The sequence below is a fragment of the Erwinia wuhanensis genome, from assembly GCF_030484085.1.
Classification (GTDB): domain Bacteria; phylum Pseudomonadota; class Gammaproteobacteria; order Enterobacterales; family Enterobacteriaceae; genus Erwinia; species Erwinia aeris.
In genome coordinates this window covers 201,793-224,062 of sequence record NZ_JAUJUH010000001.1, presented here as the reverse complement: position 1 = coordinate 224,062, position 22,270 = coordinate 201,793, and the positions used below count along the sequence as shown (strand labels likewise).

At 54.5% G+C, this 22,270-nt stretch carries 24 protein-coding genes and 2 tRNA genes; 12 read left to right on the top strand and 14 right to left on the bottom strand.

Going from position 1 to position 22,270, the window contains the following annotated elements; genetic code table 11:
* Window positions 1-119 precede the first annotated feature (119 nt).
* Entirely contained in the window at window positions 120-743 is a 624-nt protein-coding gene (gene tdk / locus QZH36_RS01055) for a thymidine kinase (RefSeq protein WP_125287746.1), read from the bottom strand.
* 515 nt (window positions 744-1,258) lie between these two features.
* Between tdk and hns the strand changes: the two genes are divergently transcribed.
* Window positions 1,259-1,666, top strand: a complete 408-nt coding sequence (hns, locus tag QZH36_RS01050; protein WP_253453780.1) for a histone-like nucleoid-structuring protein H-NS — start codon at window positions 1,259-1,261, stop codon at window positions 1,664-1,666.
* 73 nt (window positions 1,667-1,739) lie between these two features.
* Here the strand turns inward: hns and QZH36_RS01045 are convergent, their stop codons facing one another.
* The 5 genes from QZH36_RS01045 to rssA form a co-directional block, all read right to left on the bottom strand.
* Complete coding sequence (locus QZH36_RS01045) at window positions 1,740-2,747, bottom strand: NAD-dependent epimerase (RefSeq protein WP_253453778.1); 1,008 nt, start codon at window positions 2,745-2,747, stop codon at window positions 1,740-1,742.
* Between the two features lie 14 nt (window positions 2,748-2,761).
* The gene (locus QZH36_RS01040; RefSeq protein ID WP_253453776.1) at window positions 2,762-4,102 is read right to left on the bottom strand and encodes a UDP-glucose dehydrogenase family protein; all 1,341 of its coding nucleotides are present in this window, start codon (window positions 4,100-4,102) and stop codon (window positions 2,762-2,764) included.
* A gap of 27 nt (window positions 4,103-4,129) precedes the next feature.
* On the bottom strand, window positions 4,130-5,038 hold the full coding sequence (gene galU, locus QZH36_RS01035) for a UTP--glucose-1-phosphate uridylyltransferase GalU (RefSeq protein WP_125287750.1): 909 nt from the start codon (window positions 5,036-5,038) through the stop codon (window positions 4,130-4,132).
* A 194-nt stretch (window positions 5,039-5,232) separates the two neighbouring features.
* On the bottom strand, window positions 5,233-6,246 hold the full coding sequence (gene rssB, locus QZH36_RS01030; protein ID WP_301251621.1) for a two-component system response regulator RssB: 1,014 nt from the start codon (window positions 6,244-6,246) through the stop codon (window positions 5,233-5,235).
* Between the two features lie 79 nt (window positions 6,247-6,325).
* Entirely contained in the window at window positions 6,326-7,243 is a 918-nt protein-coding gene (rssA, locus tag QZH36_RS01025) for a patatin-like phospholipase RssA (protein WP_301729474.1), read from the bottom strand.
* 104 nt (window positions 7,244-7,347) lie between these two features.
* Here rssA and QZH36_RS01020 point away from each other — a divergent pair, with 104 nt between their 5' ends.
* The 4 genes from QZH36_RS01020 (at window position 7,348) to QZH36_RS01005 (ending at window position 9,227) form a co-directional block, all read left to right on the top strand.
* Window positions 7,348-7,806 carry a YchJ family protein gene (locus QZH36_RS01020; protein ID WP_253453771.1) on the top strand — a complete coding sequence of 153 codons (459 nt, stop codon included), beginning with the start codon at window positions 7,348-7,350 and terminating at the stop codon, window positions 7,804-7,806.
* A gap of 48 nt (window positions 7,807-7,854) precedes the next feature.
* Window positions 7,855-8,703 (top strand): formyltetrahydrofolate deformylase, encoded by an 849-nt coding sequence (gene purU / locus QZH36_RS01015; RefSeq protein WP_125287754.1) that lies wholly within the window; start codon window positions 7,855-7,857, stop codon window positions 8,701-8,703.
* Window positions 8,704-8,849: 146 nt separating this feature from the next.
* Window positions 8,850-8,934: transfer RNA gene (locus tag QZH36_RS01010), tRNA-Tyr, on the top strand.
* 208 nt (window positions 8,935-9,142) lie between these two features.
* Window positions 9,143-9,227 (top strand) — tRNA-Tyr (locus QZH36_RS01005).
* A 410-nt stretch (window positions 9,228-9,637) separates the two neighbouring features.
* Here QZH36_RS01005 and QZH36_RS01000 read toward each other — a convergent pair.
* Window positions 9,638-9,943 (bottom strand): type II toxin-antitoxin system RelE/ParE family toxin, encoded by a 306-nt coding sequence (locus QZH36_RS01000; protein ID WP_253453769.1) that lies wholly within the window; start codon window positions 9,941-9,943, stop codon window positions 9,638-9,640.
* Window positions 9,943-10,197 (bottom strand): type II toxin-antitoxin system Phd/YefM family antitoxin, encoded by a 255-nt coding sequence (locus QZH36_RS00995; protein WP_253453767.1) that lies wholly within the window; start codon window positions 10,195-10,197, stop codon window positions 9,943-9,945. The genes QZH36_RS01000 and QZH36_RS00995 overlap by 1 nt, the downstream gene beginning before the upstream one ends.
* A 198-nt stretch (window positions 10,198-10,395) precedes the next feature.
* Between QZH36_RS00995 and xthA the strand changes: the two genes are divergently transcribed.
* Window positions 10,396-11,202 carry an exodeoxyribonuclease III gene (gene xthA, locus QZH36_RS00990; protein WP_301729473.1) on the top strand — a complete coding sequence of 269 codons (807 nt, stop codon included), beginning with the start codon at window positions 10,396-10,398 and terminating at the stop codon, window positions 11,200-11,202.
* The gene (locus tag QZH36_RS00985; protein WP_301729472.1) at window positions 11,202-11,600 is read left to right on the top strand and encodes a pyrimidine (deoxy)nucleoside triphosphate diphosphatase; all 399 of its coding nucleotides are present in this window, start codon (window positions 11,202-11,204) and stop codon (window positions 11,598-11,600) included. Before xthA ends, QZH36_RS00985 begins: the two co-directional genes overlap by 1 nt.
* Here the strand turns inward: QZH36_RS00985 and QZH36_RS00980 are convergent.
* The 3 genes from QZH36_RS00980 to QZH36_RS00970 form a co-directional block, all read right to left on the bottom strand.
* Window positions 11,593-11,856, bottom strand: coding sequence for a YnjH family protein (locus QZH36_RS00980; protein ID WP_445235115.1), 264 nt, complete (start codon window positions 11,854-11,856; stop codon window positions 11,593-11,595). The two genes, QZH36_RS00985 and QZH36_RS00980, sit on opposite strands and share 8 nt — an antisense overlap.
* 66 nt (window positions 11,857-11,922) lie before the next feature.
* Window positions 11,923-13,839, bottom strand: coding sequence for a DNA topoisomerase III (locus QZH36_RS00975; protein ID WP_253453760.1), 1,917 nt, complete (start codon window positions 13,837-13,839; stop codon window positions 11,923-11,925).
* Window positions 13,840-13,987: 148 nt separating this feature from the next.
* The gene (locus QZH36_RS00970; protein ID WP_301252746.1) at window positions 13,988-14,539 is read right to left on the bottom strand and encodes an NAD(P)H nitroreductase; all 552 of its coding nucleotides are present in this window, start codon (window positions 14,537-14,539) and stop codon (window positions 13,988-13,990) included.
* A 181-nt stretch (window positions 14,540-14,720) separates the two neighbouring features.
* Between QZH36_RS00970 and sppA the strand changes: the two genes are divergently transcribed.
* The 3 genes from sppA to pncA all read left to right on the top strand — a co-directional run bounded on the left by sppA (window position 14,721) and on the right by pncA (window position 18,294).
* Window positions 14,721-16,577 carry a signal peptide peptidase SppA gene (gene sppA / locus QZH36_RS00965; protein ID WP_301729470.1) on the top strand — a complete coding sequence of 619 codons (1,857 nt, stop codon included), beginning with the start codon at window positions 14,721-14,723 and terminating at the stop codon, window positions 16,575-16,577.
* Between the two features lie 81 nt (window positions 16,578-16,658).
* Window positions 16,659-17,678, top strand: coding sequence for an asparaginase (ansA, locus tag QZH36_RS00960; protein ID WP_253453753.1), 1,020 nt, complete (start codon window positions 16,659-16,661; stop codon window positions 17,676-17,678).
* A 7-nt stretch (window positions 17,679-17,685) separates the two neighbouring features.
* Window positions 17,686-18,294 carry a bifunctional nicotinamidase/pyrazinamidase gene (gene pncA / locus QZH36_RS00955; RefSeq protein ID WP_253453750.1) on the top strand — a complete coding sequence of 203 codons (609 nt, stop codon included), beginning with the start codon at window positions 17,686-17,688 and terminating at the stop codon, window positions 18,292-18,294.
* A 123-nt stretch (window positions 18,295-18,417) separates the two neighbouring features.
* Here the strand turns inward: pncA and QZH36_RS00950 are convergent, their stop codons facing one another.
* Complete coding sequence (locus tag QZH36_RS00950; protein ID WP_253453748.1) at window positions 18,418-18,693, bottom strand: YeaC family protein; 276 nt, start codon at window positions 18,691-18,693, stop codon at window positions 18,418-18,420.
* A gap of 5 nt (window positions 18,694-18,698) precedes the next feature.
* Complete coding sequence (gene msrB, locus QZH36_RS00945) at window positions 18,699-19,103, bottom strand: peptide-methionine (R)-S-oxide reductase MsrB (protein ID WP_125287764.1); 405 nt, start codon at window positions 19,101-19,103, stop codon at window positions 18,699-18,701.
* Window positions 19,104-19,438: 335 nt separating this feature from the next.
* Between msrB and gapA the strand changes: the two genes are divergently transcribed.
* The gene (gapA, locus tag QZH36_RS00940) at window positions 19,439-20,434 is read left to right on the top strand and encodes a glyceraldehyde-3-phosphate dehydrogenase (protein WP_199746355.1); all 996 of its coding nucleotides are present in this window, start codon (window positions 19,439-19,441) and stop codon (window positions 20,432-20,434) included.
* Between the two features lie 67 nt (window positions 20,435-20,501).
* A complete protein-coding gene (locus QZH36_RS00935) occupies window positions 20,502-21,380 on the top strand; it encodes a D-hexose-6-phosphate mutarotase (RefSeq protein WP_301729469.1) in 879 nt (292 codons plus the stop codon).
* A 33-nt stretch (window positions 21,381-21,413) separates the two neighbouring features.
* Here QZH36_RS00935 and QZH36_RS00930 read toward each other — a convergent pair whose 3' ends face one another.
* The gene (locus tag QZH36_RS00930) at window positions 21,414-22,262 is read right to left on the bottom strand and encodes an aldo/keto reductase (RefSeq protein WP_301729468.1); all 849 of its coding nucleotides are present in this window, start codon (window positions 22,260-22,262) and stop codon (window positions 21,414-21,416) included.
* Window positions 22,263-22,270 lie beyond the last annotated feature (8 nt).

Here is a 22,270-nt window from a genome sequence, read left to right as displayed (position 1 = left end):
CTAACCTGACTGAAACCCGCCGCAAGGCGGGTTTTTTTTATCCTTAAGCCGGGCTAATCATCCTGCGCACATCAGGCGTTAAGAACCGCTCTGGTTTTGTCGCATCGCCTTTCCCCTTTTCAGGCTGGCTTGCGGCCTTTTTCCCCGTAAACCGCCTCCAGCGAGTGCTGCTCAAGCGCCGCCTTATAATGCTTACGGCAGACCGAGACGTAGCGCTCGTTGCCGCCGATCACTACCTGCTCGCCCTCATCGTAAGGCTCGCCGTTTTCATCGACTCTTAATACCATTCCCGCTTTTCTTCCGCAGTGGCAAACTGTTTTCAGCTCGACAAGCTTGTCGGCCCAGGCAAGAAGATAGTGGCTGCCGCTAAATAACTCCCCGCGAAAATCGGTTCGTAAACCATAACAGAGAACCGGGATATCCAGATTATCCACCACGTCAGATAACGCTTTTACCTGCTCTCTGGTCAGAAATTGCGATTCATCTATCAGCACGCAGTGAACCGGTTCCATTTGCTGTTCTGCTTTTATCTCATCAAAAAGTGCCGTGTCGTTATTATACAATTTTGCTGGAGAAGAAAGGCCAATACGCGAACTCACTTTGCCCGATCCAAAACGATTATCAATTTCTGCTGTATAGACCAGCGTGCGCATCCCGCGCTCATGATAGTTATATGAGGACTGCAATAGCGCAGTCGATTTACCTGCATTCATTACGGAATAATAAAAATAAAGCTGAGCCATCTGGCCTTGCTCCGAATTAAAGTTTAACGGGTTAAGATTATTGTATCACACTCATCAAAGACCAGGATGACCCTGCGGCGCGCCTTTTTCGTGCAGTATTGCGTAGCCGCTGGCGTAAAGACTGTACTAATGGACAGGCGAAATCGCCGGCCCCTTTTCGCAACGGGTTTTACCGCGGCTATTTTTATCGCATTTAACGATTAAAAAAAGGATTGTGTTCTTGCTATTATTCACTGCGTTTTCTGTGGGTTAGCTTTGAACACCATTTAGCAAAACAAGCCTACAACTTTGATTATAATTCCAGGCGTTGGGGTAAGCTGAAGTGGTTATCTGTTGCAACAATCAATCTTTTATTCATCTTAAGCCTATTTGTCCAGGGCTTAATAAGGGATTGTCAGCGTCGAAAGATAAACACATTTCTTTCCCTTACAAAATTAGCTATTGCAGTTCATTATGACGCACTCTATTATTATCAGGCAGAACATTCCCCCATTATAATTTTTGAGATTAGAACAATGAGCGAAGCACTTAAAATTTTGAACAACATCCGTACTCTGCGTGCACAGGCCAGAGAATGCTCGCTGGAAACTTTAGAAGAGATGCTGGAGAAGCTGGAAGTTGTTGTGCACGAACGCCGTGATGAAGAGAGCCACGCTCAGGCTGAAATCGAAGAGCGCACCCGTAAACTGCAGCAATATCGTGAAATGCTGATTGCCGACGGCATCGATCCTAATGAACTGCTTGCTACGCAGAACGCTGCAAAAAGCGTGGGTAAAGCCAAGCGCGCTGCCCGTCCTGCCAAGTATAAATATGTGGATGAAAATGGCGAAACGAAAACCTGGACCGGCCAGGGTCGTACGCCAGCCGTAATCAAAAAAGCTATCGAAGAACAGGGTAAAAAACTCGAAGATTTCATGCTGTAAATTTCTTCAGCGGATGAATTTTCATCCGGGCTACATAAAAAAAGGAAGCCGAAGCTTCCTTTTTTTATTACCGTTATACCTGATAGAAAGTGCGATACCAGTTAACAAATCGACTTACGCCTTCCTCTACACCAGTCTGTGGCTTAAATCCAATCGCCTTATAAAGCGCCGTGGTATCCGCGCTGGTCTCCAGCACGTCGCCTGGCTGCATAGGCAGCATGTTTTTCTCGGCGGTCATGCCTAACGCTTTCTCCAGCGCCTCGATATAAGCCATTAACGTCACCGGGCTGCTGTTGCCGATATTATAGACGCGATACGGCGCCGAACTGGTCGCCGGGCTGCCGCTTTCTACTGTCCAGCTGGCGTCTGGCTGAGGAATAACGTCCTGCAGACGTACGATGGCCTCGGCAATATCGTCGATATAGGTGAAGTCGCGGCGCATCTGGCCATTGTTATATACGTCAATCTTTTCACCCGCAATCATGGCGCGGGTAAACTTAAACAAGGCCATATCAGGGCGTCCCCACGGGCCGTAGACGGTGAAAAACCGCAGGCCAGTAGTTGGGATGCCATAAAGATGAGAATAGGTATGAGACATCAGCTCATTGGCTTTTTTAGTCGCCGCATACAGGGAAACCGGATGGTCTACCGTATCGTCGGTTGAGAACGGCATTTTGCGGTTCAGGCCATATACGGAGCTGGAAGAAGCATAAAGCAGATGACCGACTTTATTATGGCGGCATCCTTCCAGAATATTTAAATGTCCGATGAGATTGGCATCGGCATAGGCCAGCGGGTTTTCCAGCGAATAACGAACGCCTGCCTGTGCGGCCAGGTGAATAACGCGGTCAAAACCTTCGGCGGCAAAAAGCGCGGCCATCCCTTCCCTGTCGGCAAGGTCAAGCTCAATAAAAGTGAAGTTTGAAAAAGGTTTGAGTAAATCCAGGCGGGCGAGTTTGAGTTTTACATCATAATAGTCATTCAGGTTGTCGAGACCGACAACCTGGTGACCGGCGCCTGACAGGCGTTGTGCGACATGAAAACCGATAAAGCCTGCTGCGCCGGTAACCAGATATTTCATACTTCCCTCGTTAATTATGCAATTTGGATAGAAGCTCCGCGGCCGATTGCATAATAAACGAAACCGCGTTTGCTGACTCTTTCTGGATCATACAGGTTACGACCATCAAAAATCACGGGTTCTTTCAGCGCATTTTTAATGACATCAAAATCCGGCGCGCGGAAGTTTTGCCATTCGGTGCAGATAACCAGGCCATCTGCGCCCTGCAATGCCGCTTCTTTGGTGCCCATCAGCTTAAGATCGCTGCGGTGACCATAGATGCGCTGCGCTTCGTCCATCGCTTCCGGATCGAAAGCCTGAACGGAAGCCCCGGCCTGCCACAGTGCTTCCATCAGCACGCGGCTTGACGCTTCACGCATATCGTCGGTGTTTGGCTTAAAGGAGAGTCCCCACAGCGCAAAGGTTTTGCCCTGAAGGTTGTCGCCAAAGTGACGCTTGATAAAGTCCGGCAGCTTGTGCTTCTGCGAGTCGTTAACGTCTTCCACAGCCTGCAGCAGACGCGGCTTATAGCCAATCTGCTCGGCGGTGCGGATCAGCGCCTGCACGTCTTTCGGGAAGCAGGAGCCGCCGTAGCCGCAGCCAGGGTAAATAAAGGAGTAGCCGATACGGGAATCGGAACCAATACCCTGACGCACTTTCTCGACGTCCGCACCCAGGCGTTCAGCCAGGTTGGAGATCTCGTTCATAAAGCTGATTTTTGTTGCCAGCATGCAGTTAGCCGCATACTTGGTCAGCTCGGCGCTGCGGATATCCATCAGGATCATGCGATCGTGATTGCGGTTGAATGGCTCATACAGCTCGCGCAGCAGGTCTACTACCGCTTCGTTGTCGGTACCTACCACAATACGCTCAGGACGCATACAGTCGTTGACCGCCGCACCTTCCTTCAGGAATTCCGGGTTAGATACCACATCGAAAGCGATCTCTTTGCCACGCGCCTTCAGCGTTTCTTCCATCACGCCGCGCACGCGGTCAGCCGTTCCTACCGGTACGGTTGACTTGTCGATAACCACTTTATGATCGTTCATATGTTGGGCAATCGTACGCGCTACCGCGGTGACATATTTCAGATCCGCAGAGCCATCCTCATCCGGAGGCGTGCCCACAGCGATAAACTGCATAATGCCGTGGTTAACACCCTCTTCCGCATTGGTGGAGAACTTAAGGCGACCTGCCTCATAGTTCTGCATCACCAGCGGCGTCAGGCCTGGTTCAAAAATTGGAATGATCCCTTTCTTCAGATTCTCGACTTTGTTTGCGTCGACATCGATACAAAGAACGTCATGTCCGACTTCGGCCAAAACCGCAGCCTGAACCAGACCCACATAGCCGATACCAAATACGGTGACTTTCATTGAATTGTCCCGGTTAAAAAATTAATCTTATTTCTCGTTGCCAACGGTGCTTTCAAGCCATGCTTTGAAATCTGCACCCAGCGTATTATGACGCACGCCGTATTCGACGAATGCCTGCATATAGCCCAGTTTGTTACCGCAGTCGTGGCTGATGCCTTTCAGGTGGTAAGCTTCAACGGTTTCTTTGTCCATCAGCATAGCGATAGAGTCAGTCAGCTGGATTTCATCACCTGCGCCCGGAGGCGTTTTCGCCAGCAGAGGCCAGATATCCGCAGACAGCACGTAACGACCCACAACCGCCAGGTTAGATGGCGCTTTATCTGCTTTAGGCTTCTCTACCACACCGACCATCGGCGCGCTTTCGCCCGCTTTCAGCTCTGCGCCCTGGCAGTCAACCACGCCGTATGCGGTCACGTCTTCTACAGGCTCTACCATGATCTGGCTGTGGCCGGTTTCATCGAAGCGACGCATCATGTCGGCCAGGTTGTCCTGAGCCAGGTTAGATTCGTACTCGTCGATGATAACGTCAGGCAGGATAACCGCTACCGGCTCGTTACCGACAACCGGATAAGCGCACATTACCGCGTGGCCCAGGCCTTTCGCCAGACCCTGACGTACCTGCATGATGGTCACGTGAGGCGGGCAGATAGACTGGATTTCTTCCAGCAGCTGACGCTTAACGCGTTTTTCCAGCATCGCTTCCAGCTCAAAGCTGGTATCAAAATGGTTTTCGATAGAGTTTTTAGATGAGTGCGTTACCAGCACGATCTCGGTGATACCAGCAGCGATACACTCGTTAACGACATACTGAATTAACGGCTTATCAACCAGCGGCAGCATCTCTTTAGGAATTGCTTTGGTGGCAGGTAACATACGGGTTCCCAGACCAGCAACAGGGATAACCGCTTTTTTTACTTTGGACTTATAGGCAGACATCTAAGTACCTCTCTTTAGGCCGTTCAAGTTATTACTTGATATGTCGAGTTAAAAAACGAAGTGAGTATATCAGCTGAACCCGGATGGATTTATCCTGGTTCATTCATTTCCACGCAATTTAAGACTATTACCTAAGTGTAAAGCTTATCGCTGGTCCTGTCCCTGGCACGCAGCGATAAAAAGGAAAGGGACGTTTAATCGGTGGACAACATCAGGCGCAGCCTGCCGCCGGCGCCCCACACCTGACACTGCCAGGCATCGCAGCGCTGGCTGATTTGATTAAGATGCGTACTGCCCAGCGTGCCAAGCGGAACGCCATTACTCAGCTGTATTTGATGAGAATGAATATTCAGAGTGGCGTTTAAACCAGCAGAAACCAGGATAAGGTTTTTTAATCCCTGGTGATAATAGCCGACCAGCAATGGAAATTGCCCCTGAAGGTTGGCCTGGCGTAAAAGTAAATTAACCTGTTTCAGCAAACTATTTAGCTCGGGCAGACGTTGCGCCTGACCCGAAAGCTGATCCTGAAGCAGGCCGTTAAATAATGCCCTTAATAATAACGCGGCCAACACGCCGTTATCGCCCGCGCGCGTAACGTCCAGACAATAAAAAGCCAGGTCTTTATCAGAAAGCGCCGCGACGTCGAGCACCAGGCCCGGCTGTTCCGCCATCGTCAGCTGACGATAGTTAATGCGGCAGTTAGCGATTTCCTGCTGTACCGGCGGCTGCAGCTGCTTTAACAACTTTGCCGCCGCCTGGGGATCGCGCACCAGGGCGTCCCAGTCCTGAAAGAGCTGCTCGTCCTCTTCGACTTTGGAAGTAAACATAGAGGGATAGAGGCATTCGTAAACCGCCTCGCGCAGCCTTTCCAGATCTTTTAACGGCTTCAGCAGCACATCCTGCACGCCAAGGCGCAGTACGTGTGCGATATCAGACATGTTTTCAGTGGCGGAAATCACCAGGATCGGCACGGGGTTGCCCCGGGTGCGCAGATGTTCAACCAGCTTGATACCGTTCATGCGCGGCATAGCCAGGTCGCATATCATCAGGTCAAAGACCTGGTGCTGCATACTTTCCAGAGCCTGAACGCCATCATCGGCAAGCGAGGTAGTGGCGCCCAGCGCGCTCAGAAAATTATCCAGCAGAGAACGGAAAACCACTTCGTCTTCAACTATCAGGATCTGTTTTCCGCTTAATGGCTTCTCCATTGTCCCCCCTTGTGCGCCAGATAAGTCAATAGTGGCTCAAAAACCACAATTGCGCCTCTCAGATTTGCCCGAAGTCTGTTCATTTCTCTTCCGGCATTGCGTACTGACGGACCAGCGGAAGCAATTCATCCATCTTTTTCTCTACGGCAAGCCTGCCTGCCTCAATGGCCTCTTCCGCCCGATGAAAATCCAGGGTGGAAATCTGCGGGCAGAAAGGCTGTATCAGCACATCCGGCGGATCGCCGGCCATCCGGTTGCGCTTGACTCTGTTTTCGAGCACCTGAATCGAGGTAGTCATAATTTCCATCGCTCCCGGCGTTTGATTAACTTTTTTCTGGGCTAGCTCGCTCAGTTTTTGTCGCAGCTTGCCGCGCCAGCCATCGGCAGCAGCGGGCAGCTTCACGGTTTGTGGCGTAACGGAGAGTAAGTTTTGCTGCATCAGATGCGCGTCGTGCTGTAAATCGACGGCGATAACGATATCGGCGCCCAGCGCACGGGTTAAAGAAATGGGCACGGGATTGACGACGGCACCGTCCACCAGCCAGTAGCCGTTCCAGGCGACCGGCGAAAGCAGACCCGGCATACTGCATGAGGCGCGAATGGCCTGATGAAGATCCCCTTCCGTCAGCCAGAGTTCGCGTCCGGTACTGAGATTGGTGGTGACGGCGCCAAACGGCAGGCTGCAAGCCTCAATATGCGTATGCGGCAGCAGGCGACGTACATGGCTGAACACGCGCTCGCCGCGCAGCAGGCCGCCACGCTGCCAGGAGAAGTCCATCAGGCGCAGCACTTCCCAATAGCTGAAACCCTGCACCCAACCGGCGAGAAGAGGAAGACGTTGACTGGCATAAGCGGCGCCGACAAGCGCTCCCACGGAGCAACCTGCCACCACATCAATCCTGATGCCGGCTCGTTCCAGCGCCTCAATCACGCCGATATGAGCCCACCCTTTGGCTGCACCCGATCCCAGTGCCAGCCCAATCTTAACCTGTCTCATTCCACCTCTGGTGTTTGCTTAACGAACCAATGGCGCCACTCACACAGCTCGGTTACCATGACGCCCAAAACTCACTCTGCTTTTTATTATCCTCTGGAGACAACGTGTCTGAATCCTGCCCATGCTGTAGCGGATTGGAGTATAGCTTATGTTGCCAGCCCTGGCTCAATGGTGACGGCATTCCCCCTACGCCGCAAGCATTGATGCGCTCGCGCTATACCGCTTACGCCAAAGGCGATGCCGATTACCTGATTGCCACCTGGCATCCTGACTGCGATGCCGCGCGCTTCCGCGAGAGCCTGGAAGAGAGCTTTGCCGTGACCAGATGGCTTAGTTTACATATAGTTGAGGCACAAGCACCAGGGGATAATGCAGAAGGCTACGTCACCTTCTTCGCCCGTTTCTCTGAAAATCAGCGCAACAGCTTTATTCATGAACGTTCGCGCTTTCTTCGTCTGGCGCAACGCTGGTATTATGTTGACGGAACCTTCCCCGAAACAGGGCGAAATGACCGATGCCCGTGCGGCTCCGGAAAAAAATTTAAAAAATGTTGTGGCCAGTAATGGTCCCCCGCATTCCCTCAGAATTGCTTTGACAGGATTACCATCGCAATGCAAGCGCAAACACTACAACGAAAAGTTTTACGAACCATTTGCCCTGATGCCAAAGGCCTGATCGCCAAAATTACCAGCATTTGTTACCAGCACGAGCTGAACATCGTGCAGAACAATGAGTTTGTTGATCATCGCACCGGCCGCTTTTTTATGCGCACCGAGCTGGAAGGCGTTTTTAACGATGCCACACTGCTGGCCGAGCTGGACAACGCCCTGCCTGCCGGATCGTTCAGAGAGCTGAACGCTGCGGGCCGTCGCCGCGTGGTGATCCTGGTGACGAAAGAAGCGCATTGCCTGGGCGATCTGTTAATGAAGAGCACCTATGGCGGTCTGGATGTTGAAATCGCGGCGGTTATCGGCAACCACGAAACGCTGCGGACGCTGGTCGAACGCTTTGATATTCCGTTTATTCTGGTGAGCCATGAAGGCCTGACGCGGGAAGATCACGACAATAACATGGCGGCGGAGATTGACCGTTTCCAGCCTGATTATGTGGTGCTGGCCAAGTATATGCGCGTGCTGACGCCTGCTTTTGTGCAGCGCTATCCTAATCAGATTATCAATATCCACCACTCGTTCCTGCCTGCCTTTATCGGCGCGCGGCCTTATCATCAGGCCTACGAGCGTGGTGTGAAGATTATCGGGGCTACCGCGCACTACGTTAATGACAATCTGGACGAAGGCCCGATTATCATGCAGGACGTCATCCATGTGGATCACACCTACACGGCGGAAGATATGATGCGTGCGGGACGTGACGTAGAGAAAAATGTGTTGAGCCGCGCGCTTTATCAGGTGCTGGCGCAGCGCGTATTTGTCTACGGCAATCGCACTATCATTCTGTAAAGGTTAAAGACTGCTGTTTTGTCGGACAAAGCAGCAGTCAGAATAAAAAAGCGGCAAACGCGTTATAATCGCTGAATCCGGGCTTTACAGCGGGCCAGCATTTGATATGATGCGCCCCGCTTCAGCAAGCAGGAAGCAAGGCCAGTGGTGGGGTTCCCGAGCGGCCAAAGGGAGCAGACTGTAAATCTGCCGTCATCGACTTCGAAGGTTCGAATCCTTCCCCCACCACCATTTCCAACTTATGTTGGTTCGGCGTTTAAGCACGCTCTGTCATATTCCCCGCGGGGAAGGATGAGAAGCTTCGACCTCGAAGGTTTGACCCGAAGGGCACGGAACGCAGTGACGTGAATCCTTCCTGCACAGCAGCACAAGTTAGTTTGCACCATTTCCAACTTATGTTGGTTCGGCGTTTAAAGCCAACAAGTAGTACGCTTCCCCGGGTGGGGTTCCCGAGCGGCCAAAGGGAGCAGACTGTAAATCTGCCGTCATCGACTTCGAAGGTTCGAATCCTTCCCCCACCACCATTTCAGACCTCTTTGAATCCCAATGTTTAAGCACATTCTTCCAGATCCCCCACGGGGAAGGATGAGAAGCTTCGACCTCGAAGGTTTGACCCGAAGGGCACGGAACGCAGTGACGTGAATCCTTCCCGCACGATGCCAACCTCAGCACCACCATTTCAGACCTCTTTGAATCCCAATGTTTAAGCACATTCTTCCAGATCCCCCACGGGGAAGGATGAGAAGCTTCGGCCTCGAAGGTTTGACCCGCAGGGCACGGAACGCAGTGACGTGAATCCTTCCCGCACGATGCCAACCTCAGCACCACCATTTCAGACCTCTTTGAATCCCAATGTTTAAGCACAATCTTCCAGATCCCCCACGGGGAAGAATGAGAAGCTTCGGCCTAATCCTGTAAAGATGTATCAATAAAGTCACGGCGCGCGTTTTTTAAATGCCTTTGGCAAGCGGGATTGATGAAGAATGCCGACCACGGTCACCCCTTCAGGGTTCGGCACGAAAAAGATATAGTGTCTCTCATAAGGCCAGCTACGCACTCCCGGCCAGGTATTATCACTGGCGTCTTCGCCAATGCCGGGATTATCCGCAAGCCTTTGTATAGCAAGACGCATCCCTGTCAAATACGCCTTTGCAGTTTCACGGTTCCAGGTCTCCATTGAATAAGCTTTAATCTCTTCCACGTCCTGCTTTGCATCATCCGTAAGCGTATACTTTCCCATTACAAATCCTTCATGAGCTCATCAAATACGGCTTCGCCATCCTGAACCTGGCCGGCTTCCATCTGCGCAATCGAATGGGCCAACCTTGTGCGTAAGGCTTCCAGTTTCAGCTGTTCGATGACCTCATAATCTGCGGCAGAAACAACAACAACGGCAGGACGACCGTTACGGGTTATGCTGACTGGCTCGCGCTGTGCTTTGGTCATCAAATCACCAAACTGCGTTTTAGCCTGATTGGCGGTAAAACTTAACATAGAGGTTCCTCATGGGATAAATGGTGCGGATCGAACGATTCGTGTGAAGATAGAATAACCGAAAGCACGACGCCATGCTTTTTTATGACAAGCTCTGCAATAAGCCGGTCTGTCAATAGAGTAAAAGCGCGTTAATGACAGCCCGCGCCCGATTCTGCTACCATCCGCACATCTTTTTTCCCGCCACCGGGTGCAGTTATGAAATTCGTCTCTTTTAATATCAACGGGCTGCGCGCCCGCCCTCATCAGCTTGCCGCGCTCGTCGAGCAGCACCAGCCGGACGTCATCGGGCTACAGGAAACCAAAGTCCACGATGACATGTTTCCGCTCGAAGAAGTCGCCAGCCTGGGCTACCACGTGTTTTACCACGGACAGAAAGGCCACTACGGCGTCGCGCTGCTGACTAAAAGCGAGCCGGTAGCGGTACGTCGCGGTTTTCCCGGTGACGATGAGGATGCGCAGTGCCGCCTGATTATGGCGGATATCGCCAGCCCAATCGGCAATATTACCGTGATCAACGGCTACTTCCCTCAGGGCGAGAGCCGCGATCATGCGACAAAATTCCCGGCAAAAGAGAAGTTTTACCGCGATCTGCAAAGCTATCTGGAGCAGGAGCACCAGCCCGGTAATCCTGTACTGATTATGGGCGATATGAATATCAGCACGACCGATCTGGATATTGGTATCGGCGAAGAGAGCCGCAAGCGCTGGCTGCGCACCGGCAAATGTTCCTTCCTGCCGGAAGAGCGGGAATGGATGGATCGCCTGCTGAACTGGGGCCTGGTCGATACCTGGCGCGCGCAGAATTCTGACATCAACGATCGCTTCTCGTGGTTCGATTACCGTTCTAAGGGCTTCGATGACAACCGGGGCCTGCGTATCGATCTGCTGCTGGCAAGCCAGCCGCTGGCCGAGCGCTGCGTAGCAACCGGCATTGATTACGATATCCGCAGCATGGAAAAGCCTTCCGACCACGCGCCCGTCTGGGCCGAATTCCGCTTCTGATGGCGGCTGAACGGCTTGACGTAGTGGCCGCGCTGATTGTGCGTCAGGGGAAAATTTTGCTGGCGCAGCGCGGCCCGCATGGCGATCAGGCCGGCCTGTGGGAGTTTCCGGGCGGCAAAGTGGAGGCAGGCGAAAGCCAGCCTCAGGCGCTGCAAAGGGAACTGAAAGAGGAGCTGGGCATTGAGGCCGCTATCGGTGGCTATATCGTCAGCGAAAGCCGGGAAGTCAGCGGGCGGCAGATCCATCTGCACGCCTGGCTGGTAGAAGCCTTTACCGGTGAACCCGGGCTTAACTGTCATCAGGCGCTCGCCTGGTGTTTGCCGCAGGAAGCAATGCGTTACGAGCTGGCGCCAGCGGATATTCCCTTGCTGGCCGCCTGGCTCGCACAGATTACTTAATGGTCTGCCAAATCAGATTATTGGTGCCGTAAGATTTTTCATCGCGGCTGCACTGCAACAGCACCCCTTCCATCTTCACTACCGAACCTTCCGTATAGCTGCGATTTTGATAGGTACAGCAGCGCAGGCACGGCGGCTGATTGTTCTGCCCCTGCGTCCACGCTTCCGGCGGCATATCCACCATCACATCGGCATTGCCGCCGCCGCCCTGCGGTGGTTCCTGCTCATAATCGTCGTGGCCGGTGCTGAGATGCATGCCGCCTGCCGCATACAGCGGAGCACAAAACAGCAGCGCGACCGTGACTAAAATGCTTTTCATCGCTTAATTCCCCTTCGCTTTCGCCGCCTTACGCTGCGGCTTTTTACGGTTACCCGCCGGTGATGGAAGGCCACGGAACGCGTGCGCAGCGGGCTGCTGTCGCGCCTGATCGATCAGAGTATAGAGCGTCCCCACCAGCGGCTGCATAAAGTCCTGGTAGCGACACTGCTTCTCACTGATTTTGGTCAGCGTGGATTCCCACTGGGCGGTCATATCCGGACGCGCCGCCATTTCCGGCAGCGAGTGGATCAGCGCGCGCCCGGCGGGAGTCGCATTGATGTAACGCCCTTTCTTAATCAGGAAAGCGCGTTTAAACAGCAGTTCGATAATCCCGGCGCGCGTCGCCTCTGTTCCTAAACCATCGGTCGCACGCAGCACTTTCTTTAGATCTTTATCCTGAACAAATCGCGCAATGCCGGTCATGGCCGATAACAACGTGGCATCGGTAAAGGCACGAGGCGGCTGAGTCTGCTTGCTGACCACCTCTCCGCTTTCGCACAATAGCTCATCGCCTTTCGCCACTACGGGCAGCGGCGTGCCGTCGTTTTCCTCGTCCCGCTCTTTGCTGCCCAGCAGCGCGCGCCAGCCCGCTTCGGCAAGAAAGCGCGCTTTGGCGATAAATTTCCCGCCCGCGATGTCCAGCTCGATCACGCATTTACGGTAAATGGCATCGGGACAGAACTGCATCAGATACTGCGTGGCGATCAGGCGATAGATATTCGCTTCGTTTTCCGTCAGCCTGACCTGCCCGCTGCGCGCCGTAGGAATAATAGCGTGGTGCGCATCCACTTTCTTATCATCCCAGCAGCGGTTGCGGCGATCGCTGTCAAAATCGGCTGGCGGCGTGAGTTCTGGCTGATGCGCATTGATGGCGTTGAGCACCGCATGCCTGCCGGCAAAATGCTCATCGGGCAGATAGCGGCTGTCCGAACGCGGATAGGTGATGAGCTTATGCGTTTCATAAAGCTTCTGACAGGTATCCAGCACCGTTTGCGCGCTCAGGCCAAAGCGCCTAGCCGCTTCTATCTGTAAAGAAGAAAGCGAGAAAGGCAGCGGCGCGGTGTCGTTCTCGCGCTTGTCGTTATAGCTGGTCACGTGCGCTGGCTGGCCGCCGATACGCGCGACTACGTGCTCGGCGAGCTGGCGATTAAGCAGCCGTCCCTCTTCATCCTGATGCGGCTCGCAGGCTTCGCTCGGCTGCCAGGTAGCGACAAAGCGCTCATCCTTCGGCGTGACGATATGCGCCTTTACCTCGAAGAAATCTTTCGGCACGAAATTCTCGATCTCTTCATCGCGCCGTACCACCAGCCCAAGCACCGGCGTCTGCACGCGCCCGACCGACAGCACGCCATCGTAACCGGCATTACGGCCCAGCAGCGTATAGGCGCGGGTCATATTGATGCCGTAAAGCCAGTCCGCCCGCGCCCGCGCCAGCGCCGATACGCACAGAGGGATAAATTCGCGGTTCTCCCGCAGACGATCTATCGCCCTTGAAACGGCCTGTGGGTTCAGATCGTTGATCAGGCAGCGCTGTACCCGCTCGCGCTTCTGCGGCGGCAGCGCCAGATAGTCCAGTACTTCGTCCACCAGCAGCTGCCCTTCTCTGTCCGGGTCGCCCGCGTGTACCACGTCGCTGGCTTTCTCCAACAGCGTTTTAATGACGTTAAGCTGCTTTGCTACGGAAGGACGCGGCTGGAGGCGCCATTTTTCCGGCACGATAGGCAGGTCGGCCAGCGACCAGCGCGCATAGCGGCTATCGTAGCTGTCGGGCTGCGCCTGCTCCAGCAGGTGACCGACGCACCAGGTCACTACATCATCGCTGCCGCAGGCGATATAGCCGTCGCCCCGACGATGCGGCTTGGGTAGAACGTCCGCAATCGCGCGAGCGAGGCTGGGTTTTTCGGCAATAAACAAACGCATCCGGCGATGGCTTCCTTCAGGGGATAACAGTGGGTAGATGGTAGCGTTTTCAACAGACGGTGATAAGCGTTTCACCGTCCGTTCGCTTATTATCCCGGCAAAATGACGGTCAGGCGACTATTCTGCCTTTTTTGAAGGTGACAATCTGTCAGAAATAGCTGACAAAAGGCGTTGTATCGGGCGGAACAAGCGTGGTGGAGGATTTCAACTGCGGCGTGCCTAAATAAAGAAAGCCGACGATGGCGTCCTGCTCGCGGCAGTTAAACGCCTCGCGCACGGCCTGATGCTCGGTCCAGGCGCCACTACGCCAGATGCCGTTAAAACCTTGCGCCACGGCCGCCATCTGCATCGCCATCACCGCGCAGCCGGCGGACACCACCTGTTCCCAACGCGGCACCTTATGGTGCTCTTCACAATGGGCCACCACGGTGATAATCATCGGCGCGCGAAACGGCGACTGCTTAGCCTTCTCAATCGCTTTCGGCTCCATATTGTCGTCACGCGCGGCTTTTTCCAGCAGCTGGCTGAAGCGGTCGCGTCCTTCGTTCTCTACAACAATAAAACGCCACGGTTGCAGCGTGCCGTGATCGGGCGCGCGCATCCCGGCGCGGATGATATTTTCCAGCGCTTCTCCGGCGGGCGCAGGTTCGCTTAAACGTGAGGCGGAACGACGGTTGACTACCAGATCCAGTGCGTCCATAACTTACTCCTGATAAGAATGCTGAGCAGCTGAAGCTAGCACAGGATGATGATTTGTTACAGCATTCCGCTTTTTCCTGCTGACAAGTTTGCCCCTGCTCTTTAGGATGTCACCATCCCGACCCGGCACGGGCTGGTTTCCGTCGATTTTCCGGGTTTATTATCGCGATTATGGAGAGACTATGCGCACTTTGTGGCGAGCGATCGCTGGCGTTTTTAAATGGGCCTGGCGCCTGCTGAATTTTATTCGGGAATTTATTCTTAATCTTTTCCTGGTGCTGCTGATTTTGATCTGCGCCGTGGTCTATTTTCAGTTCACCAAATCATCCGCGCCTGTGGAAACGCAGAAAGGCGCGCTGGTGGTCGACCTTGCCGGTGTGATTGTCGACAAGCCTTCGGTCAGCAATAAGCTCAGCAAGATTGGCCGCCAGCTGCTTGGCACCAGCAGCGATCGGCTGAAAGAGAATTCGCTGTTTGACGTCGTGGACGCGATTCGCCAGGCGAAAAGCGATGCCAATATTACCGGCATGGTGCTCGATCTGCGCGATTTCGCCGGGGCCGATCAGCCCTCGCTGAGCTATATGGGCAAAGCGCTGCGCGAATTCCGCGACAGCGGCAAACAGATTTACGCCACGGGCGACAGCTACAGCCAGGCGCAATACTACCTCGCCAGCTTCGCCAATAAGATCTATCTGTCGCCGCAGGGCACGGTCGATTTACACGGTTTCGCCACCAACGGGCTTTACTACAAAACGCTGCTGGACAAGCTGAAGGTCAGCTCGCATGTTTTCCGCGTCGGCACCTATAAGTCGGCGGTAGAGCCTTTCCTGCGCGATGATATGTCGCCTGCCGCGCGTGATGCGGACAGCCGCTGGATTGGCGAGCTGTGGCAAAACTATCTTAATACTGTCGCTGCCAATCGCCAGGTAACGCCGCAGCAGCTGTTCCCGGGCGCACAGGGCGTGCTTGATGGCCTGCAGAAAGTAGGCGGCGATACCGCGCGCTATGCAAAAGATAACAAACTGGTGGATGAACTGGCTTCTCGTTCAGTCGTGGATGCGCAGCTGGGCAAAGTTTTCAGCTGGGACAAGCAGGCGCAGGACTTTAACGGCACCAGCATCTACGATTACCCGCTGAAGGACAAACCGGTGGCCAACGGCAATATTGCCGTCATCATGGCTAACGGCGCGATCATGGACGGCGAGGAAACGCCGGGCAACGTCGGCGGCGATACCACCGCGCTGGCTATTCGCAAGGCGCGCCTGGATGACAAGGTCAAGGCGATTATTCTGCGCGTCAACAGCCCTGGCGGCAGCGTCAGCGCGTCTGAAACCATTCGTGAGGAGCTGGCGGCGGCCAAAGCGGCAGGCAAGCCGGTGGTGGTGTCGATGGGCGGTATGGCGGCTTCCGGCGGCTACTGGATCTCTACGCCGGCGAATTACATTATTGCCAGCCCGAGCACGCTGACCGGCTCTATCGGTATCTTCGGGGTGATCAATACGGTTGAAAACTCGCTGGATGCGATTGGCGTCCATACCGACGGCGTGGCGACTTCGCCGCTGGCGGACGTGACGACGACCAAAGCACTGCCGTCGGAAGTGCAGCAGCTGATGCAGCTGAGCATTGAAAACGGCTATAAAAACTTCCTGGGTCTGGTAGCCAGCTCGCGGGGCAAAACGCCGGAGCAGATCGATCAAATCGCTCAGGGCCACGTCTGGACAGGCAGCGACGCCAAAAGCAATGGCCTGGTCGACGCGTTGGGCGACTTCGACGACGCGGTGGCGAAGGCGGCGGAGCTGGCGCATCTCAAGCAATACCAGCTGAACTGGTATCAGGATGAGCCGGGCTTTATGGATCTGCTGTTCAGCCAGATGGACGCTTCCACACGTGCGGCGCTGCCCGAGGCGCTGCAAGCGTATCTGCCTGCGCCAATGTATGACGTAATGGCCGCGATGAAAAATCAGCCGGGCCTGCTCGACAACCTGAACGACCCGCAGAATCGCTATGCGTTCTGCCTGACCTGTAGCCAGGTCAAATAAGCCGAAAGCAGCCCGCTGGTCGGGCTGCTTTTCCCGGTTTTTCCCCTTATACTGCCCTCTTTTTCAAGCCTGAGTAATCACATGCAAAAAAAATCCATCTATGTAGCCTATACCGGCGGCACCATCGGGATGCAGCGTTCCGAGCATGGCTATGTGCCCGTTTCTGGTCATCTGCAAAATCAGCTGGCGAAGATGCCGGAATTCCATCGTGCCGAAATGCCGGATTTTACTATTCACGAGTACCAGCCGCTGATCGACTCTTCCGATATGACGCCGCAGGACTGGCAAACGATTGCGGATGATATTCAGGCTAATTATGATAATTACGACGGTTTCGTGATCCTGCACGGCACCGATACCATGGCGTTTACCGCCTCCGCGCTCTCTTTTATGCTGGAAAACCTGGCCAAGCCGGTAATTGTGACAGGGTCACAGATCCCGCTGGCGGAGCTGCGTTCCGACGGTCAGCAAAACCTGCTTAATTCGCTGTTTGTCGCGGCTAACTATCCTATTAATGAAGTCGCCCTTTTCTTCAATAATCAGCTTTATCGCGGTAACCGCACTACTAAAGCCCATGCCGACGGCTTTAACGCTTTTGCCTCGCCTAACCTGGCGCCCCTGCTGGAAGCGGGTATCCATATTCGTCGTCTGAACACGCCTCCGGCTCCTGGCGGCCAGGGACCGCTCATTGTGCGCTCGATTACGCCTCAGCCTGTCGGCGTTGTCACGATCTATCCGGGAATTTCTGCCGACGTGGTGAGCAACTTCCTGCGCCAGCCGGTAAAAGCGCTGATCCTGCGCTCCTATGGGGTTGGCAATGCGCCGCAGAATCCGGCTTTCCTGAAAGAGCTGCAAGAAGCTTCCGATCGCGGCATTGTCGTGGTGAACCTGACGCAATGTATGTCCGGCAAGGTAAACATGGGCGGCTATGCGACGGGGAACGCGCTGGCGCTGGCGGGCGTGGTAAGCGGCTACGATATGACCGTGGAGGCAACGCTGACCAAGCTGCACTTCCTGCTCAGCCAGAACCTTTCCAGCGATGAAGTTCGCCAGCAAATGCAGGTGAATTTGCGCGGTGAGCTGACTCCTGACGAAAAGTGAGATAAGCATGAACCAGGCCCTGATCCTGATCGATCTGCAAAATGATTTTTGCCCCGGCGGCGCGCTGGCCGTGAAGGACGGCGACAGCACACTCGCCGTCGCTAACCAATATGCGGCAGAATTTCATCGGCTTCAGCGGCCGGTGGTGGCAACGCTGGACTGGCATCCGGCTAACCACGGCAGCTTTGCGTCAGTGTCGGGGCAATCGGTGGGCACGCTGGGCGAACTGGACGGCCTGCCGCAAATAGGGTGGCCGGATCATTGCGTGCAGCATAGCGCAGGCGCAGAGCTGCACCCTGAGCTGGATCGGCGCTATCTGACCACACAGATTTATAAAGGCGAGCAGCCGCTTATCGACAGCTATAGCGCATTTTTCGATAACGGCCACCGCAACAAAACAAGGCTGGATAGCTGGCTGAAAAGTCGGGGCGTCACCAGCCTGACGATGATGGGCCTGGCGACGGACTACTGTGTAAAATACAGCGTGCTGGACGCGCTGGCGCTCGGTTATCAGGTTCAGGTCGTCGCCGCAGGCTGTCGGGGCGTAAACCTGTCACCGCAGGACAGTGAAATCGCGCTGGCAGAAATGGCGGCTAAAGGCGCAGTCATTATTTAAACCGCGCCGCAGACGCTGCCTCGTTCGGCGTCGCATCCATGCAGCTTTTAGTCACCAGGCTAAGAGGGCCTGCTCGCCCGGTTATCAATACGTAGCCGAGCTTTATCACGATATCAAACGATGTTAGTGCAGCCTGATAGGCGTGATGTCGTCATCGATGCCAAATTCCTCTTTCAGCTGTTTCTTGCTTTTGGTCACCATCTCGCCGCCCTTGCCCACGCTCATATGCTGCGGCTCGTCGTTGTGACGCGCCTGCCATAGCATCACCAGCTGCAGGCTATTCTCTTTCTGCTCCGGTGTCAGGGCCACGCCGTCGGCCCATTTACCGGTTTCTACCGCCGTAGCCAGACGCTGATAAACCTCGGGCGTCATGGCAGCAATGATCTCATCCAGCTCCATAACGTCTATCCTTTAATCTGAGTGCCATCTTCATCGGTGAAACTTAATGAAGCGGAATTGACGCAGTAGCGCTCGCCTGTCGGCTGAGGGCCGTCGGGAAAAACGTGCCCCAGATGGGCATCGCAGGTACCGCAACGGATCTCGATTCGCTGCATCCCGTGCGAGTCATCTTCCAGATAGCGGATGGCGTCATCGCTGTAGGGCTGATAAAAACTCGGCCAGCCGCAGCCGGAATCATACTTGGTGCCGGACAGAAACAGCGGCGAGTTGCAAACGAGGCAGTGATAAATCCCTTCGTGCTTGTTATGCAGCAGCTTGCCGGAGTACGGCGGCTCTGTCCCGCGCTGCTGAGTGACGTAGCGCTGCATTTCGTTTAGATCGGTTTCAGGTTTCAGTGGGCGTTCGGCCATATCAGGTATCTCTGGCAAAGTGGTCTGAAGATTTCTACATTCTAACAAATGCATAACAACGTCAGGGGATTTTTCATGCTCAGGCGGAGTCTGAAAGTAAGCAGGCAATGAAATTGTGACCTGGATCACCCTTTAAAATCCCGACCCCTTTATATTCGGGCCGAATGCCCCAAACTAAAGGTAAGACGCTCGTCGCGGAAGGCGTTTTCAGGCAATTATTCCTGCTCCAGGGTTTGATTTGTCGCAACTATTGAAGCGATTCCGCTTGACGCCTGATAAGGTTTTTGTAATTTTACAGCCAACCTTTTATTCACTAACAACAGCTGGTGGAATATATGACTATCAAAGTAGGTATCAACGGTTTTGGCCGCATCGGTCGCATCGTTTTCCGTGCTGCTCAGCAGCGTTCTGACGTAGAAATCGTTGCAATCAACGATCTGCTGGACGCCGAGTACATGGCTTACATGCTGAAGTATGACTCTACTCACGGTCGTTTCGACGGCACCGTAGAAGTTAAAGATGGCCATCTGGTTGTTAACGGCAAAACCATCCGTGTTACCGCTGAAAGAGATCCAGCTAACCTGAAGTGGGACGAAGTCGGTGTTGACGTGGTTGCCGAAGCAACAGGTATCTTCCTGACCGACGAAACCGCTCGTAAACACATCCAGGCTGGCGCGAAGAAAGTTGTTCTGACCGGTCCTTCCAAAGATGACACCCCAATGTTCGTTATGGGTGTTAACCACAAGGCGTATGCTGGCCAGGAAATCGTGTCTAACGCATCCTGCACCACCAACTGCCTGGCACCGCTGGCAAAAGTTATCAACGACAAGTTCGGCATCGTTGAAGCGCTGATGACCACCGTTCACGCTACCACCGCTACCCAGAAAACCGTTGACGGCCCGTCTCACAAAGACTGGCGCGGCGGCCGTGGCGCATCTCAGAACATCATCCCATCTTCTACCGGCGCAGCTAAAGCGGTAGGTAAAGTGATCCCTGAGCTGAACGGCAAACTGACCGGTATGGCTTTCCGCGTACCTACTCCTAACGTTTCCGTGGTTGACCTGACCGCGCGTCTGGCTAAGCCTGCTTCTTACAAAGAAATTTGTGAAGCTATCAAGGCAGCGGCTGAAGGCGAGCTGAAAGGCATCCTGGGCTATACCGAAGACGAAGTGGTTTCTACCGATTTCAACGGCGAAACCCTGACTTCCGTATTCGATGCTAAAGCCGGTATCGCACTGAGCGACACCTTTGTTAAGCTGGTTTCCTGGTACGATAACGAAACCGGTTACTCTAACAAGGTTCTGGATCTGATCGCACATATCGCAAAATAATCGCGATTAGCTGATTCTGAGGGCGACTGCGGTCGCCCTTTTTTTTCGCTGAATAACAGGAGCTCCGATGAACGAAAAACTTTTTTCGCTGCCCGTAGCCGACCAAATCACGCCCTATATTTCACTGCGCTTAATGGGCGAGCTGCCCGTAGTAGTTATCGCGCATCCGAAGGTGCGCGCGGCGGTGACGCTTCAGGGCGCGCAGCTGGTTGCCTGGCAGCCCAGCGGCGAGAAACCGGTTATCTGGCTGAGTGAGAAAACGGCGTGGACGTCTGGCAAAGCCATTCGCGGCGGCGTGCCCGTCTGCTGGCCATGGTTTGGGCCGGCCGGCGAACCGGCGCACGGCTTTGCCCGCTCGCTGCCCTGGACGCTGTCGGCGCACGACGAGAACGAAGAAAGCGTGATGCTGACGCTGACGCTGGAAAGCAGCGAGCAGACGAAAAAATTCTGGCCGCACGATTTTACGCTGTTTGCCCGTTTCCGCTTCAGCGATCGCTGTGAAATTGAGCTGGAAGCGCACGGCGACTTTGAGGCCACCGGTGCCCTGCACACTTACTTTGCCGTTGAGGATATCGCGGGCGTAGAGGTGAGCGGACTGGGTCAGCCTTATATCGATAAGGTAAAAGAGAATGCTGAAGGCCGTGCCGAAAACGGCAGGCAAACCTATCCTGACCGCGTCGATCGCATATTTACCCAGCCGGAAGATTGCAGCACTATCCACGATACGGCGGGTAACAGGATCATAGAAGTTTATCATCACTATCATAGTGACGTTGTCACCTGGAATCCCGGCCCGGCGCTTTCGTGCAGCATGAGCGATATGGCAAACGAAGGCTATAAAAGCATGGTATGCGTGGAAACGGCTCACGTGACGCAGCCCATGGTCAGCGCGGGCGAGTCTCCGGCCCGGCTGGCAACCACGATTAAAGTGCGTAAACGCGCTTAGTGAAGACGGCGGGCCCAATGCCCGCCTGCGGTTCTACACCACGTCCAGCGGCATTTTGCGATTGGGCGGCGGGAAAGCTTCGTTGATTAACGCCAGCTCCTCATTGCTTAACACAACTTCCAGCGCGGCGGCGTTTTCAGCCACGTGCTGCAGCGAACTGGCTTTAGGGATCGCCATCACGTCTTCTTTGCGAATAACCCAGGCCAGCAGCAGCTGCGCCGTCGTAATGCCCTTTTGTTGTGCAATATTGTTCAGAACAGGATGGGTCAGCAAATCGTGCCGCAGTCGGCCAGCCTGCGCCAAAGGGCAATAGGCCATTACCGGGATCGCATGCTGCTGGCAGTCCGGCAATAAATCATACTCAATGCCGCGCGAAGCCAGATGGTAAAGCACCTGATTAGCCGCGCAGGCGTTGCCCCCCTCTTCGGCCAGCAGTTCTTTTAAGTCGCTACTGTCAAAATTTGACACGCCCCAGCGTCGAATTTTGCCTGCCTGCTGTAGCTTTTCCATCGCCGTGATGGTTTCTTCCAGCGGAACAGTGCCGCGCCAGTGGAGAAGATAAAGATCGAGATAGTCAGTTTGCAGACGACGTAAGCTGCGTTCGCAGGCTTCTACGGCATCCACTACGCCCGCGTTCCACGGATAAACTTTTGAAACCAGCCAGGCGCTGTCGCGACGGCCGCGCAGCGCTTCGCCTACCACCTCTTCCGCGCCGCCGTCCGCATACATTTCAGCGGTATCAATCAGCTTCAGCCCGTGCTCAAGGCCGGCCTGCAATGCCGCGACTTCCTGGCCTCGCTTGCTGCTTTCCTCGCCCATATACCAGGTTCCCTGGCCGATAGCCGGTACGCTCTGGTCGGAGAAAGTTACGGTTTTGGTCATCATGCCCT